This window comes from Curtobacterium sp. SP.BCp (assembly GCF_051903255.1).
In the GTDB taxonomy this organism is placed as follows: domain Bacteria; phylum Actinomycetota; class Actinomycetes; order Actinomycetales; family Microbacteriaceae; genus Curtobacterium.
Genome location: NZ_CP194338.1, coordinates 1,823,229 through 1,837,863 on the forward strand (window position 1 = coordinate 1,823,229; position 14,635 = coordinate 1,837,863).

Annotated in this window: 11 protein-coding genes and 5 tRNA genes; 6 read left to right on the plus strand and 10 right to left on the minus strand. The window is 72.0% G+C overall.

The window, feature by feature from the left end; all coding sequences use genetic code 11:
- Positions 1–492: 492 nt before the first annotated feature.
- From ACRQ4C_RS08800 to ACRQ4C_RS08815, 4 genes are all read right to left on the minus strand, one after another.
- Positions 493–3,885 carry an ATP-binding protein gene (locus ACRQ4C_RS08800; protein ID WP_439690873.1) on the minus strand — a complete coding sequence of 1,131 codons (3,393 nt, stop codon included), beginning with the start codon at positions 3,883–3,885 and terminating at the stop codon, positions 493–495.
- The gene (locus ACRQ4C_RS08805) at positions 3,882–4,643 is read right to left on the minus strand and encodes a DUF4194 domain-containing protein (protein ID WP_290131804.1); all 762 of its coding nucleotides are present in this window, start codon (positions 4,641–4,643) and stop codon (positions 3,882–3,884) included. The genes ACRQ4C_RS08800 and ACRQ4C_RS08805 overlap by 4 nt, the downstream gene beginning before the upstream one ends.
- A complete protein-coding gene (locus ACRQ4C_RS08810) occupies positions 4,640–6,187 on the minus strand; it encodes a DUF3375 family protein (RefSeq protein ID WP_439690874.1) in 1,548 nt (515 codons plus the stop codon). The genes ACRQ4C_RS08805 and ACRQ4C_RS08810 overlap by 4 nt, the downstream gene beginning before the upstream one ends.
- 130 nt (positions 6,188–6,317) lie before the next feature.
- Positions 6,318–6,390: transfer RNA gene (locus ACRQ4C_RS08815), tRNA-Val, on the minus strand.
- 226 nt (positions 6,391–6,616) lie between these two features.
- Here ACRQ4C_RS08815 and ACRQ4C_RS08820 point away from each other — a divergent pair.
- The 3 genes from ACRQ4C_RS08820 to ACRQ4C_RS08830 all read left to right on the plus strand — a co-directional run bounded on the left by ACRQ4C_RS08820 (position 6,617) and on the right by ACRQ4C_RS08830 (position 6,934).
- Positions 6,617–6,688 (plus strand) — tRNA-Gly (locus ACRQ4C_RS08820).
- A gap of 82 nt (positions 6,689–6,770) precedes the next feature.
- A tRNA-Cys gene (locus ACRQ4C_RS08825) sits at positions 6,771–6,844 on the plus strand.
- 15 nt (positions 6,845–6,859) lie between these two features.
- A tRNA-Val gene (locus ACRQ4C_RS08830) sits at positions 6,860–6,934 on the plus strand.
- A gap of 59 nt (positions 6,935–6,993) precedes the next feature.
- On the opposite strand, the gene ACRQ4C_RS08835 is transcribed toward ACRQ4C_RS08830, so the two are convergent.
- Positions 6,994–8,859, minus strand: a complete 1,866-nt coding sequence (locus tag ACRQ4C_RS08835) for a family 43 glycosylhydrolase (RefSeq protein WP_439688419.1) — start codon at positions 8,857–8,859, stop codon at positions 6,994–6,996.
- A gap of 117 nt (positions 8,860–8,976) precedes the next feature.
- On the opposite strand from ACRQ4C_RS08835, the gene ACRQ4C_RS08840 reads away from it, so the two are divergent.
- Together ACRQ4C_RS08840 and ACRQ4C_RS08845 are read left to right on the plus strand one after the other, a co-directional pair.
- The gene (locus ACRQ4C_RS08840; protein WP_439688420.1) at positions 8,977–9,480 is read left to right on the plus strand and encodes a hypothetical protein; all 504 of its coding nucleotides are present in this window, start codon (positions 8,977–8,979) and stop codon (positions 9,478–9,480) included.
- Positions 9,477–10,982: a family 20 glycosylhydrolase gene (locus ACRQ4C_RS08845; protein WP_439688421.1), complete on the plus strand. Its 1,506-nt coding sequence runs from the start codon at positions 9,477–9,479 to the stop codon at positions 10,980–10,982. The genes ACRQ4C_RS08840 and ACRQ4C_RS08845 overlap by 4 nt, the downstream gene beginning before the upstream one ends.
- A 39-nt stretch (positions 10,983–11,021) precedes the next feature.
- Here ACRQ4C_RS08845 and ACRQ4C_RS08850 read toward each other — a convergent pair whose 3' ends face one another.
- The gene (locus ACRQ4C_RS08850; protein ID WP_439688422.1) at positions 11,022–11,513 is read right to left on the minus strand and encodes an AAA family ATPase; all 492 of its coding nucleotides are present in this window, start codon (positions 11,511–11,513) and stop codon (positions 11,022–11,024) included.
- Positions 11,514–11,552: 39 nt separating this feature from the next.
- Complete coding sequence (locus ACRQ4C_RS08855; RefSeq protein WP_439688423.1) at positions 11,553–12,314, minus strand: glycoside hydrolase family 16 protein; 762 nt, start codon at positions 12,312–12,314, stop codon at positions 11,553–11,555.
- A 272-nt stretch (positions 12,315–12,586) separates the two neighbouring features.
- Here ACRQ4C_RS08855 and ACRQ4C_RS08860 point away from each other — a divergent pair.
- Positions 12,587–12,658 (plus strand) — tRNA-Gly (locus ACRQ4C_RS08860).
- 288 nt (positions 12,659–12,946) lie between these two features.
- Here the strand turns inward: ACRQ4C_RS08860 and ACRQ4C_RS08865 are convergent.
- From ACRQ4C_RS08865 to ACRQ4C_RS08875, 3 genes are read right to left on the minus strand one after another with little or no spacing between them, the layout of a single operon-like run.
- Positions 12,947–13,219: a DUF6510 family protein gene (locus ACRQ4C_RS08865; RefSeq protein ID WP_439688424.1), complete on the minus strand. Its 273-nt coding sequence runs from the start codon at positions 13,217–13,219 to the stop codon at positions 12,947–12,949.
- Positions 13,219–14,004 (minus strand): FAD-binding oxidoreductase, encoded by a 786-nt coding sequence (locus tag ACRQ4C_RS08870; protein ID WP_290131792.1) that lies wholly within the window; start codon positions 14,002–14,004, stop codon positions 13,219–13,221. Before ACRQ4C_RS08870 ends, ACRQ4C_RS08865 begins: the two co-directional genes overlap by 1 nt.
- Positions 14,001–14,594: a molybdopterin-dependent oxidoreductase gene (locus tag ACRQ4C_RS08875; protein WP_400414036.1), complete on the minus strand. Its 594-nt coding sequence runs from the start codon at positions 14,592–14,594 to the stop codon at positions 14,001–14,003. The genes ACRQ4C_RS08870 and ACRQ4C_RS08875 overlap by 4 nt, the downstream gene beginning before the upstream one ends.
- Positions 14,595–14,635 lie beyond the last annotated feature (41 nt).

Consider the following 14,635-nt stretch of genomic DNA (forward strand, 5'->3'; position numbering starts at 1 on the left):
CGTCCCTGCCCGCCGACCGCTGCCCGTTGGTCGCGGGACACGCCGTCCGCGCCCCGCGTTGGTCGCGGGACACGCCGTCCGCGCCCCGCGTTGGTCGCACGACGTGCCGTCGCGCGGCAGCCGGGGCGACATGTTCTGCGACCAGCCGCAGGCGACGGACGGCAGGCGCGTGGCGGCCTCGCACCGCCTCCCGTCCGCTGCGCCGGTCGCGTTGGTCGCAGGACATGCCGTCCGCGTCGCGCGTTGGTCGCAGGACACGCTGTCGCGCGGCGGCCGGGGCGACATGTTCTGCGACCAGCGGCAGGCGACGGACGGGAGGCGCGTGGCGGCCTCGCACCGTGCCTCCCGTCCGCGTCCGGATCGCGTTGGTCGCAGGACACGCCGTTCGCGTCGCGCGTTGGTCGCACGACGTGCCGTCGCGCGGCGGGCGGGGCGACATGTTCTGCGACCAGCCAGCCCCGCGCCGCCCCACGCCGCTGCCGCGCCCCGCGGCTACGCGCCGGGCGCGACCCGCGCGATCTCGGTGATGGACGAGTGGCCCGTGTCGGGGTGCTTCCGCATCGAGAGCAGGCGCTCCATGGACGGTTCGAGCGCCGTCACCTTGTCGAGCGGCGCGCTCACCACGAGCTGGAAGCCGAGCCGGAGCCACGCCGTCACCGCACGCCCGGCGAACTCCGAGTCCGCCTTGATGAAGGCCTCGTCGAGGAACACCGGCGCGAACCGGGGCCGTGGCCGGGTCTCGTCGCCGAGCTGGTACCGGAGCGCGGCGCCCACGATGAACGCCACGAGCTCCTGCGTCTCGCCGCCGGACTTGTCGCCGAGGGACGAGTACACGCCGAGGTCGTTCCCGTCGACGTCGTAGCGGACGGCGGTGATCTCCATGTGCCGGCGGACGTCGAGCACGGCGTCCCGGGCGGTGGTGCGGCCCCGGGGTGCGGCGGAGTCCGGCCGGATGATCGCCATGAACCGGCGGAGGCGACGGAACCGGGTCTCGAGCACGTCGTCGGTCAACTCGGTGTCCACCGAGGCCGACAGCGCGCGGAGCTCCTTGCGGAACGACGCGACCTCTTCGCGGGTGACGCGGCGGATGACGATCTTCAGCCGGTCCCGGTTCGCGCCGAACGGCAGCTCGCGGAGGATCTCGTTGACCGGCTCCAGGCGCTCCTCGATCTCGACGACGGCCCGGTCGAAGGCTCCTGCGAGCGGCACGAGGTCCTCGCCGCTCCACTGCGAGAGCCGCCGACGCCACTCGGTCCGACGGGCATGGAGGCCGGTCGCGAGGATCTGCTCGAGGATCGCGTGGTAGTCCTCGTAGGAGGCGACCCCGGTGCCGAGGTTCGGGTCCGGCCAGGCGTCCTGGTACCGCTGGAACGTCAGGGTCAGGGCGTTCGAGGCCGAAGCGGCACCGTCGAGCGCCTGCGACAGCCGCTCGTCGAGCCGTCGTCGCAGCCGACGGGTGGCGTCGTCGAAGCCGTCGATGCCGTCGGGAGCACCGACCTCCTCGAACGTCTCGGACAGCAGCTGCGCCTGTTCGTCGTCCGGCAGCGAGTCCGGGGCGTCGTCGAAGCGCGCGAGGATCTCGGCGGCGGCGTCCTGCCCGTCGACGAGGACACCGTGACGCTCCTCGAGTCGCGAGACCGACAAGCGCGCTGCGGACCGGCGGTCGGAGGCCTCGTCGAGGGCGGCCCGGAGCCGAGCGACCGTCGCCCGGAGCGTCCGGAGACCGTCGTCGGCGGCGAGCAGCGCCTGGCGTTCGGCGTCGAGCTGCGCGAGCGACTCGTCCAGACCCGCGACGTCGATGCCGTCCCAGGTCGCGTCGACCACGTGCTGGTGCGCAGTGCGGAGGGCGTCGAGCGCGGCGATGTCCTGCGCGACGTCGGTGCGCCGGGCCTCGAGGGTCGCGAGGTCCTGGGCGATGGAGGCGAGCTCCTCCTCGACCGCGGTGACCCTGGCCTCGTTCGTGAACCCGATGACGTTCGCCTGGCGCCGGTCGCCGTGTGCGCCACGTCGGCCGTCACGGAGCTGTCCGGACCGCGTCACCCGACGGCCCCCGCCGCCGAGGTCGCCCGCGTCCTCGACGCAGCGGGCGTCGGTGCGGTCCGACTCGATGCGTTCGCGCACCCAGGTGCTGAACGGGGACGGCTTGATCGCGAGCTTCCCCGACACCATCGACGGGTCGCCGTCGAGGTCGATGTGCGGCCCGGTGGGGACGCCCTCGAACTGGACCCGCACGGGCAGGCGGAGGGAGTCGATGGCCTCGCTGAAGGCCGCGAGGTGGTCCTGGTCGACCAGGAGCGTGCGGGCGACGGGCGCGAGCACGGACTCGATCGCCGTCCGCCAGGCTTCCTCGCCCGGGAGCACGTCGAGGAGCTCCGCCACGAAGGGCAGGTCGGCGGGGTCGGTGCCGGCGGCGCGGGCCATCGCGACCCGGGCCTCGTGCATCGGTAGCGGCATGGCGCCCTGGCGGTGCTCGAGCGACTGCCGTTCCTGGCGCAGGGTGCGTTCGCGGTCGAGGAGCGGGTACTCCTCGCGGGTCAGGGCGTCGCGGCGCTGGTCGAGTTCCTGCCGAGCGGTGGCGTACGTCCCGAGGAAGTCGTGCGACGCTCGCTGCGCCGCGGAGAACCCGGTCTCGGAGTCGACCGTGGTCTCGAGGACGGCGGTGCGCTCCTCGAACACGGCGCGGGACCGGGCCGCTGCGTCACGCTCGCGCGTGCGGCGGTCGATGCGGTCCTCGAGCTGCGCGAGCGCGTTGCCGCCCTGGTCGCGGAGCCGGGCCTCGGCGTCCCGGAGCTCGATCTCGACGGCTGCGTGCCGAGCGGACGCGGCGGCGACCTCCGCTCGCGCGGCCGTGCGCTCGCGGGTGTTCCGGGCGACCTCGTCGTCGAGGAGCGCGCGTTTCCGGGAGGCCGTCCAGTGCGCGAACGGGGAGACCTCGGCGCCGGTGGCGATGCCGTCGAGCGCAGCGGCAGCCGCCTTCGACCGGGCGATCTCCGCGTGGAGGTCGACGATGGGCGAGAGGATGCGGACCTTGCGCTCCTCGGTGTCCATCGCCTCGTACGCCTCGTCGAGGGCCGAGAAGTGCGCGAGGGCACGGTCGGCCGCCTCGTAGGTGGCGGGCGTCTCGAGGACGAGCGACTTGTACAGGGCGTCGACGGTCGGGAGGTGCTGCCCGGCCTGGATGCGGGCGAGCAGGCGCATCGCCCGGTTGCCGCCGCCGGAGTCACCGATGCCGAGCCGGGTCTGCAGGGTGTACGCGAGCTCCTGGTAGGTGTCGCGGATCACGAGCCCGGGCACGCGGCCGGTCAGTTCGAGGTGGTGGAAGCGCGACGGCACGAACTCCTCGAGCCGGCGCAGGTCGAACGTGTCGTCGACCGTCGCCATCGTCATCTGGATGTCGCCGACGCCGCGCGCCCGCTTCGGCACGATGTACGCGCGCAGCACCGTGAAGCGACGCTCGTCGTCGTTCCGGAAGGTCACCGCGACGGCACCCCACGTCGTCTGGTCGTCGCCGCGCAGGTTGACGTCGCGGAGCGCGCCGGTCTCCGGGTCGCGCTGGGTGTCGACCTTGCCGCGCAGGTACGTGAGCAGGTTCCGCTGGTCCGCACCGCGTGCGCGGCCGGTCGTGGTGTCGTTGGACGCCCCGTTGAAGGGCACGTCGGACGGCATCATCACCGCGAGGTACGCGTCCATCAACGTCGACTTGCCGGTGCCGGACGCGCCCGAGATGAGGGTCGCGGTGCCGGACAGCTCCACCTGGCGGTGGCCGTGGAAGCCGCCCCAGTTCACGACCTGCATCGACTCGGCACGCCACTGCGCCACCGTGTCGAAGAGGGCGGGCATCGCGTACTCCTCGTACGCGGTCGTGCCGGTCGCGGTGTCGGTCATGCTGCCGGCTCGCCTTCGTCGTCGGTGTCGGTCGGCTCGGCCTGGAGGCCCGGCTCGGCTCCGGCGGTCGCCTCGCCGTCGCCGCTGGTCGCGGTGCGGAGCCAGGTGTCGAGCTCGAGCAGCCGTTCGAGGGGCAGGAGCACCTCGACGACGCTCGCCACGCGGAAGCGGTCCGGGTCGGTGGTGCGGAGCAGGATCCGGGCGCGGACCAGCCGCTCCACGGCGCTCGCGACGCGGGCCTCGTCGCGCGTGCGGTCGGTGGAGCCCGCTGGGAGGAAGCCGGCCACGTGCCCGAGGATCTCCGAACGGTCGACGACGACCTGGTCGGGGCCGGGGCGGGTGTCGGCGCGGAGGCGCATGCGCAGGTAGACGAGGACGATCGTCTCCTCGCGCGTGTACGGGACGTCGCGGAGCAGGGTCGGGAAGGCCCGGCGCTGGCTCTCCGAGCGGGCCTGGCGCTTCCAGGCGACCTCGCGGTCCCGGTCGACGTGGAGCTCGAGGAAGAGGTCGTTGAGGCGCGACCGGAGCTGCCCCTCGGCGTCGAGGACCGCTCGCCACTCGTCGGCGTGCGTCCGGGCGCTCACGTAGGTGTGCCGGAGCAGCGCGACCAGCGCGCGTCGCTGCGGCTCGTCGAGACGACCCTCGTCGCCCTCGAAGAGGGCGAAGCTCGTCTCGTCGCGGTCCTCGTCCTGCGGGACCGTGTCGAGGCCCTCGAACCCGGCCGTGTCGTCGACCGGTGCCGGCGTGGTGTCGCTCACCGTGCCTCCTGTGCGTGTGGTGCTGTGGGTGCTGGTTCGTGCGCTGCGTCGTGCTCGGCCGTGGCGTCGCCGTCGGCGAGGGCGGCGGTCGGCATGTGGAAGGTGACCGCGCTGCCGTCGGGCCGGACCGTGTGGTGGGCGACCACGTGCCGGGCCTCCTCGAAGTCCGGTCGGCCCGTGAGCAGGTGTGCGAGGCCGAAGAGCTCGACGGGTCGGCGGTGCTCGTCGGGCAGGCCGTGGAAGGCGGCGGCGCTGGTCGTGTCGACCGCGGACCGGAGTGCGTCGCGCAGCTCGGCGAGGAGCGGGCCGCCGTGGCGCCGGAGCGTGTCGACGTCGAGGTCGTCGAAGACGTCGTCGTCGGGCTCCTCGATCGGTGGCGGCACCGACTCGTTGTCCGGGTCGTAGAAGCGTTCGCGGAGGGTCTCGACCTCGGCCGGCTCCGGCAGGAGGCCGAGCGGGACGCGGTCCCGTGCCGATCCCCGCTCGATCCAGTCCGCGAGCCCGCGGTTGACCGAACGGAGGACCGCGTCGAGCTCGCGGTCGCGGACGACGTCGTGCGCGACGATCTGGTCGCGGAGGGTCGCGGTGAGCTGTCGTCGACGGGCGAGGACGTCCTCGATGCCCTGCCGCAGGATGCTGACCGTGTTCCGGAACGCGCGGCGCTCACCCGGCTCGAGTGTCGAGGCGAACGGGTGCGCGAGGATCGTGCCGATGTCGTCACGGAGTCGGAGCAGGAGCGCGTCGTCGCGGAGGAGCTCGAACGCACCCTCGAACGCGCGGCCCTCCGGCGTCGACTGCATGAGGTTGTCGGTGCGGGCGAGGTAGTCGTCGAGGATCTCGCCGATCGGGCGGACCTCGCTGCGGAAGTCCTCGACGATCGAGCGGTGCATCGTCGCCACCGCTTCCTCGACCCGCTTGAAGTCGCTCGGCAGCTGGCGGATGAGGTCGGAGATGTTCGTGTACCCGTCGCGCATCCGGTCGTCGTCGACGGTCTCGACCGTGTCGCCGCTCGCCAACCGGTCCCGCTCTGCCTGGAGCTCGGCGATCTGTGCGTCGAGGCGGCGGATCTGCACGTCGGGGTCGGGTTCGGCGCGTGCCGCCCACCGGTGCACGGCGTCGACGATCATCGCGAGGCGGCTCTCGCTGATGAGGGCCCGGTCCGCGCTCAGGGCGTCCACGAGGCTCAGCGCCTCGAGGGCGTGGCTCGTCAGGGAGTACTGCTCGTCGCCGTCGGGGGAGTTCGACCGCACGAGCCACTGGGCGGCGACCCACTCGCGACAGAGCGCCCGGCCGTTCGGTCGTGTCTCCTCGACGTCGCCGCCCTGCTCGCTCGCGGGCACCCGGGCGCCCATCGCCTGGAGTCGGGCGACGTGCTCCTCGACCTGGAGGTGCATCCGGTCGGCGGGGACGTACTGGACGTCGCGGTCGAACACCGCGCGGAACACGGCCACGACCGCGGCGCTGGTCGGACGCGAGAGGAGCCGGAGGGTCGGACGGTCGAGGACGGCGCGGACGCGGGCGAACTCGAGGTCGACGTCGGTCATGTGCCCCTGTGGATCGTTCTGCTGGTGTCGGATTGCTGGAGTCGGCGTGCGTCGTCTGCTTGCCGGAACGACGAGAGCCCGACGCGTGCTGCGTCGGGCTCTCGGTCGTGTCGTCAAGCGACACAGCGGGTGGGCGATACCAGACTCGAACTGATGACCTCTTCGGTGTGAACGAAGCGCGCTACCAACTGCGCCAATCGCCCGCTGCACTTGTCGTGCCAGTCGATAGTAGCGGATGCGGGAGCCGGAGCCGAACGCGACGTGCCGCCCGGGTGTGGCGCGGGGGTTCGATGCCCACGCATCCGCGTGAACACGGGGGACACGCCCGGTGAACCGGAAGGATTTTGGCGGATGCGCCAGGGTTCGTATAGAGTTTACGACGTCGCCGAGACGGCAGGCCAGCATGAACGGCCAGCCGAGCAGCGACATGCGGATGTGGCGCAGTGGTAGCGCATCACCTTGCCAAGGTGAGGGTCGCGAGTTCGAATCTCGTCATCCGCTCGAGTGTCTCGACCTCCGGGTCGCGACGACTCACCAGAGGGTATCCCACCGTTCGGGTACTCACGGAGACGTGAACCTCGATGGTGGGGTGGCCGAGAGGCTAGGCAGCGGCCTGCAAAGCCGTCCACGCGGGTTCGAATCCCGTCCCCACCTCCAGCTCCACACTCCTCTGGGCGATTGGCGCAGCGGTAGCGCGCTTCCCTGACACGGAAGAGGTCACTGGTTCGATCCCAGTATCGCCCACCACGAAGAAGCCCCCGGCAGACGCCGGGGGCTTTCGTGTTCCCCGCGCACACTGTCCGACCTCAGCCCCGCACGCTCCGCACCGTGCTGACGCGGAGGCCGTCGAACGTGCTCGTGAAGCCGGCGCCACCGAGCGAGATCAGCCCGATGCGCGGGTGCGCCCCGAGGTCCGCCGTCCAGGTGCCGCCCCGGACGAAGTGTCGGCCGTCGTCGCTCGTGGACGCCGTGTACTGGTCGAGCCCGTCGACGACACGGTGCACGATCCGCAGCGTGGTGCGGTCTCCCACCGGCCCGACGACCATGTTCCCGTAGTTCGGTGCTCCCGCCGGCTGCGGCGAGACCTCCTTGCCGAACTCCGTCTGCCGGGTGTCGAAGATCGAGTTGGACGTCAGACGGACGTAGTTGCCGTCGTCGCCGTACACGATCAGTCCACCCTGGACGTAGTTCACACCGTCGCCGGTGGCCGGGGTGTCCACCGCGACCGTCGTCTCGACGACGTAGTCGCCGCGCGGTGCGGGTTCGGCGAGCACGGAAGCCAGTGGCGTCGCCGGTGGGTGGATGTCGGCGTCCTGGGTCTGCCAGCGGAGGGCGCCGCCGCTGACCGTCCACGTCGACGGATCGGGTTCACGGATCCAGCTGAGCGATGCCGGCAGCGTCGACCCGTCGAACGAGGTCGAGGCAGAGCGGAGCAGTCGCCCGGGGACGTCGACCGGTGTCCGGGTCGGACGGTACGTCGGGCGTTCGCCGGGCTGGGCGACGGGTCCGGGCTGCACCGAGTCGGACGGACCCGCACCACCCCGGACGACGGGCCAGCCACCGACCCAGTCGAGCGGGTCGATGAGCACCGGGCGCTTCGTGTAGGTGCCCTGACCGGCGTAGTACGGGTCGTCACGGTCGACCGCGTGGTAGACGATCCAGTCCTGACCGGCGAGGTCCGTCACGACCGCGTTGTGCCCGGTCCCGACCCAGCGGTCGCCGTTCTGCGCGAGCATCGGGGTGCCGCCCACGCGGGTCGCCGTGATCGCCACGCCGTCCCGGTCGGTGAAGGGCCCGAGCGGGCTGCGAGACCGCGCGACGAAGACGCCGTACCCGGTGAGCGCGCCGTTGCAGCAGTTCGTCGCGGACCCCATGAAGTACCACCAGCCGTCGTGGCGCATGAGGTAGGTGCCCTCGTACCGGTTGTCGATGGCGATCTCGCGCTCGGTGGACGGCACCGAACGCAGCCCGTCCGGGGTCAGACGTCGGACGTTCACCCCGCCGAAGTAGCTGCCGAAGTACAGGTAGGTGGCGCCGTGGTCGGTGATGACCTCGGGGTCGAACTCCCAGCGCTGTCCGGCGCCGTTCGGCGCGGCCTGCGGCGCGACGACGGGACCGCCCGAGTCCTTCCAGGGACCGGTCGGGCTCGTGCTCGTCGCAACACCGACGGCCGATCCGCCACCGGTCGGCGAGGTCGCCGTCGGGGTGTCCGACGCGGCGTAGTACAGGTACCAGCGACCGTTCCGGTACACGACGTCAGGGGCCCAGATGCCGTTCGCGTCGCCGACCCAGGCCGGCTTGGCCGTGAAGGCGTCGCCGACGTACGCCCAGTGCGTGAGGTCCGTCGAACGGTAGGTGGGGACGACGTGCTGGACCAGCGATCCGTCGGGGTCCTCCTCGGTCGCGGTGAGGGCGTCACTCGTGCAGTAGAGGTACCAGTCGCGGTCCCGCCCGACCCCGTGCACGACGGTCGGGTCCGCACAGCTCGCGGCGGTCCGCCCGTCCGGCAGCGACAGCGTCATGGGGTTCTTGTGGGTCGGCGCGGCCTGGCCGCGTGCGGACGTCGCGCTGGCGGCCAGCGCGGGTGGCGCCTCGGCACCGGCCTGGAGGAACGTGGTCGCGAGTGCCGCGACCGTCGCGATCGTGAGGACCGCCTGCAGGGATCGGCGCACGGTGTGACCTGCTCTCGTCGTCGAGGAGCGTGCTGACGACGGTGAGACTACGCCGCACACGGCTGTCCCGCGATGGCGGGGTCGCCGGACGGCGGTGGCGCACGGCAGGATCATCACGTGCACCCGCTCCGTCGTCACTCCGTCAGCGCGCTCGTCGTCAGCGTCGTGGCAGCGTCGCTGCTCGTCGGCTGCTCCGGCGGCGACCACAGCGAGGCCCTCTCGGAGGACTCCGCCCAGTGGATGAGCCTGGCCTCCGCGCAGCTCGGCGTGGACGGCACGGCGAACCACGGTGGAGGGGTTGGGGGACTGATCGCCGAGGACGGCAGCAGGACGGCCCGCGCTCTCGTGTCGCTCGAGTACGACCTCCACGGCCCGTACGACGTGCTGGCCGTCTGCCGGTCAGAGCAGAAGGTGCACCTGCGCATCACCGAACTCACCGTCGACGATGACGGACCGAGTGCACTCCTCGGGCAGGCCGACATCACCTGCGGGACATCGAGCCGGATCCCGATCGACGTCCCGGCGGGCAGCGACGGGATCACCCTCGACGCATCGACGACGGACCGCTCGGGGCGGTCGTTGTTCGACGCCGTCGTCGTCACCCGGGGAGCGGGACGGTGAGCGCCCGCGAGGGCCGGAGACGGACCGTCCGACGGGTCGTCGCGCTCGGCATCGCGATCGCCGGTGCAGTGGCTGTCGTGGTCGGGGTGGGCGCCGTCGCCGGCGCCGTCGACCCCCGCGATCAGCAGGCGGCAGCCGCGTCCCCGACCCCGCCGGGACCCACGATCACGGCGGTCGGTGCCAGCAGCACCAGCTCGTCGACCCGGACGACCGTCCGGACCAGCGTGACGGTGCGGAACACCGGCACGTCGAGGACGTCTGCGCTCCCAGCGTGGCTGTACCTCGCGTCGGGCAGCGGGCGCTACGCGCTCGGGCACGTGCCGGTCCGGGCGCTGGCCGCGGGCAGGACGGCGACCGTCGGTGCGACGCTGACCACCGCGTCCCGGGTGCCCGCCGGGGAGTACACGGTCGTCGCGTGCACGGGCGTGTACTCCGCGTCGACCTGTCGCACGTCGACGTCGACGGTGCGCACCGGGCGAGCGACCCCGGCCCGGCCCGAGACCGGCGTGATGCTCGACGTCGCCCGTGCCTACTACCGCCCGGCGCTCATCGAGCGGTACATCGACCTCCTCGCCGCACACGGAGGCCGCTTCCTGCACCTGCACCTCACCGACGACCAGAACGTCGGGATCGAGAGCGCGGTCCTCGGGCAGACTCCGGCGAACGCCGACCTGCGCGACGGTGTCTACACGAGCCGGGTCACGGGCCGCCCGTTCCTCAGCACCGCCCAGGCGAGGGCGATCGCGGCGTACGCCGAGAAGCAGCGGATCGCGATCGTCCCCGAGATCGACACCCCGGGGCACACGGCCGCGGCGTTCGCGCTCCTCGAGGCGCGACACGGGCAGCGGTGGGTGGACCGCATCCGCGGCGGCGAGAGCGAACTCGACCCGTCGGCGCCCGGCAGCGTCGCGTTGGCGAAGGACCTGCTCAACGAGGTGACGCGGACGTTCCCGCACAGTCGAGCGGTCCACATCGGTGGCGATGAGTGGGGTGCGGACGTCAGCGCCGGTGATCGGGTCACGTGGCTGAACACGATGGCGGCCGCGGTCAGCACCCGATCGGTCTGGGCGTGGAACGACGGCATCGACCGGTCGGCGATCCGACGCCTGGACCCGCGCATCCGCGTCACGTACTGGAGCTTCGACGGGGACACGGAGGACCCGGCGGAGCGTCGGGAGCGACGGGCGCACCGAGCCGGGGCGGACGACCTGGCCGCGGTCGGGACCGACCTGCTCGACTACGACTCGTACTACCTCTACGAGGTGCCGTCCGACCTCGATCCGGCGGACAGCCGGTACACGGTCGCAGACCTCCGCGCCCACTGGACGCTGCGCACGTGGGACGGGGACTCCGGAGCCCGGCTGTCCGAGCCGATGTCGGGCGCGGCCGTCGCGATCTGGGGCGAGGACCTGCAGGACCGCCCGTCTGCGGCGCTGTTGCGCTGGAGTGCCCCGCACGTCGTCGCGATGATCGAGACGGCGGACCGCACCGCACGCCGCTGAGCGCGACACCGTGCCGCGGCGTCCGACACTCCTCCCGCGTCAGCGGTCCTCCAGGATGCGCTGCACGACGTCGCTGAGTGCCTCATCGGGCAGGATCCGCCGTTCCGCCACGAACGGCAGCGGATCCCACCCGCGGTACCAGGGCCGCATCTGATCCGGACCGAACTCGGCCGCCTGTGACCGCCCGGCGTGCCGCCGGACGGTCTGCTCGAAGGAGAGGTCGAACGCGAAGAAGCGCGCGTCGTCGGACCGGTGCGCGACGCGCTCGAGCATCGCCGCGTACCGATCGGCCCGGAAGATGCCCTCGAGGACGACGTGCTGGCCGGCGCCGAGGCAGTGGGCTGCCGCTGCCTCGATGAGTGCGGCGTGCGCCATCCCGTCGGCGAACCCGGCGTCCTCGCGCTCCTTGTGGACGACCCGCCGGAAGTGGTCCTGACCGAGCACGGCGGTGGGCCAGCCGAGGGCGTGTTGCACCTCCTCGGCCACGGTCGACTTGCCCGACCCGGAGTTCCCGCGGATGACGATCAGCACGACAACACGGTACGTCCTCCCGTCCGGCGGGACCGCTCGTCAGCCCGTGTACGTGTAGGTGGACACCCAGTCGATGTAGAGGTGCCCCTTCCCGCCCCAGTTCCCGACCTGGAACATGTAGCGGTGTGCGGTCCGCGGGACGTCGCGGGTGACCGTCGAGATGACCTTGCCGTCGAGGAAGTACTTGACGGACTTCCCGGGGATCCACTCGACCGAGTAGACGTGCCAGTCCCGCCACGACACCCGGGTGGACGTGCTGATGGCGTTGACCTCGTTGCCCGGCTTCATGGAGTGGTGGTGCGCCATGGGGGAGTCCTCGAAGTTGGCCTCCGGGTAGTCGATCTCGCCGTCGCTCCACACGTTCGACGTCGGCCAGAGCATGAACGCGGCACCGTTGCCGTTGCCACCGATCGCCTTCGCCCGCACGCTGAACTTGCCGCCCTTGTGCCCCCAGGCGCCGGTGGGGGTGCCGAAGGTGCCCGCGGCGCCGTGCTTGCCGTCGAGGTACACGTCCATCATCCCGTTGAGCGCACGGATCTGCTTGCCCGACCAGTACATGTTGCTCATGCCGTCCGGGTACGGCTGCCAGCTGTTCTTGTACGTCTGCGCGAACTTCCCGCCCCAGTTGGCCGCGGTCTTGAACTCCTCGACGAACTGCTGCTTGAACTGCCCGATGTTCCCGCGGGGGGCGTTCACCGCCGCGGCCTCCGCGGGTGCACTGGTCCCGAACGGCACGAACGTGAGGCCCGCGGCGAGCACCATGACGGTGAACACGGCCCGGATCGAAGTGTGCTGGGGCATGCTTCTTCCACTCCCTGGTCTGGGACGGGCTGCCACGGAGCAGCACGTCTCGGCGGCGACACCGGTCCCTCGGTGCCGCGACGTCCCGGGCCGGGCTCCCCAGGCCGGACCGGTGCGTGTTGGTCGAGCGTAGGCAGGAGGCGTTGCCCAGGGCACGCCCGGGATGTCCCCAGATGACGGGGCGACGGCACCCCATTTGGAGGGGGTCGACGCGCCCGACGAAGGCCGTCGGCTGTGCACGGCGGGATGGAGGGGCTACGCTGATCGGGTACGCGGATGTGGCGCAGCGGTAGCGCATCACCTTGCCAAGGTGAGGGTCGCGAGTTCGAATCTCGTCATCCGCTCGCTGGAGAAGGCCCCGGTCGCAGTGACCGGGGCCTTCGTCGTACCGCGACGGGTACCGGGCCGGTGGATGTCCGCGGCGGGCACCACGGACGCGAGACGCACGGCGGGCGCAGGATTCGGGTGCCCGCGCTCGTCGGCGTCGGGGCCACCGTGCCCCTGGGTCGTGGCGGATGGGTGGTCCGCACGCCCGATGGAGCATACGGAGCAGCTCGCCCCCCGGATGGGTGCCGGGTTCGTGTTTGCGGTTTCCCGCATGATCCCCGCCGGATCCGGCTGCACGCTTGCGCTCAGGCCGCCGGTGTGCCGTCCCTCCGGCCGTGGAGACGGGCGGTGCCCGACAACCGGACACGGTGGCCGGTCGGAGAGTCGACGACGGTGACGAGCACGGTGTCGCAGTCGCGGCAGCGCGCGACGGCTCCCATCGCCGTCAGGTGGACACGGGTCCGGGCGAGGACACCGTCGCTCGCACAGCCCGGGCACCGGAGCAGGACTGTCGTCGCGTCCGGTCCGAACCGCTCGACGAGCACCCCGGCGAGCGCGTTGCCGTCGACGATCGACATCAGCTGCCCCCGAACCGTTCGGCGCGGACGTCGCTCGTGTCGTGCCCGAGCTCGGTGAGCCACCCGAGCACCTGCTCGACGAACGGGGTGGAACCGCACACGTAGACCTGGGCTCGCGCATCGGGCGGGAAGACCGCGGCCGCGAGGGTCTCCCGGGTCAGGCGTCCCACGGGTTCGCCGGCGGGGGCTCGTCGGCTGTGCACGAACGTGGTGGTCACCCCCGCGTCGGCGGCCCGGTCGAGTTCGTCACGGAAGAAGACGTCGTCGGGGGTCCGCACGGCGTACAGCAAGCGGAACGGCGCAGCGTCGCCGACCTCGGCGTGCGCTGTGGCGATCGCCGCGAGGGGCACGATGCCCGATCCGCCCGCGATGAGTTGCACCGGCCGGGCCTCCGGCGACGGGTGCCAGACGAACCAGCCGCCGAGCGGACCGTGCACCTCGAGGACGTCGCCGACCTCGATCGCGTCGACCAGGAACGGGGAGACCTCGCCGCCGTCGACCCGGTCGACCGCGAGGACCACCTGCGTCCCGGATCCCGACGACGCGACCGAGTAGGACCGGGACGCCTGGTAGCCGTCCTCGGCGGTGAGGCGCAGGTCGAGGTGCTGGCCGGGGTCGTTGCCGGGCCAGGTCGGGACGTCGAGGACCAGGCGCCGGGCGTTCGGGGTCTCGGGTGTGACGGAGGCGACCGTCGCGGGGTGCCACGCCGGCCGTCGACGGACCGGTGCCGACGGATCGGGGGTGAGCCGTGCCTCCAGGCCGGTGGACGGGGGTCCGCCGCTCACCAGTACCGCTCTTCCTTCCAGGGGTCGCCGTGCATGTTGTAGCCGGCGTTCTCCCAGAACCCGGGCTCGTCGTCGGACTGCATGACGATCCCGCGCACCCACTTGGCGCTCTTCCAGAAGTAGAGGTGCGGCACGAGGAGCCGTGCGGGTCCGCCGTGCTCGGGTGTCAACGGTTCGCCGTCGGCCTCGAACGCGATCCAGGACTGCCCGTCGAGCAGTTCGTCGAGCGGGACGTTCGTCGTGTAGCCGCCGAAGCTGTGCACCATGCAGAAGTCGAGCGACGTCTCGACGTCCGCGAACAGCCGGTCGAGAGGGACGCCGCGCCACGGCATGTCGAGTTTCGTCCAGTGGGTCACGCAGTGGATGTCGACCGTGACGTCCTCGACGCCGAGTGCCTGCACCTCGTCCCACGTCCAGGAGTGCAGGCCGCTCTCGGTCCGGACGGAGAACGACCAGTCCGACCGCTCGATCTCGGGCGTCGCGCCGGCGGACAGGACGGGCCAGTCCTGGACGAGGGTCTGGCCGGGCGGGATGCGGGAGTCGTCGCGTTCGTGCCGTCGACCGCCGAAGCCGCGGGTGAAGGTCGCCATGCTCGATCATCCCGCCTGCTCGTCGCCCCGCATGTAACGGG

Bases quoted from the DNA above. Each gene is read 5' to 3' on its own strand.
- ACRQ4C_RS08855 (WP_439688423.1), bottom strand. From the start codon at position 12,314: ATGCCCCAGCACACTTCGATCCGGGCCGTGTTCACCGTCATGGTGCTC.
- ACRQ4C_RS08810 (WP_439690874.1), bottom strand. From the start codon at position 6,187: ATGACCGACGTCGACCTCGAGTTCGCCCGCGTCCGCGCCGTCCTCGAC.
- ACRQ4C_RS08875 (WP_400414036.1), bottom strand. From the start codon at position 14,594: ATGGCGACCTTCACCCGCGGCTTCGGCGGTCGACGGCACGAACGCGAC.
- ACRQ4C_RS08800 (WP_439690873.1), bottom strand. From the start codon at position 3,885: ATGACCGACACCGCGACCGGCACGACCGCGTACGAGGAGTACGCGATG.
- ACRQ4C_RS08865 (WP_439688424.1), bottom strand. From the start codon at position 13,219: ATGTCGATCGTCGACGGCAACGCGCTCGCCGGGGTGCTCGTCGAGCGG.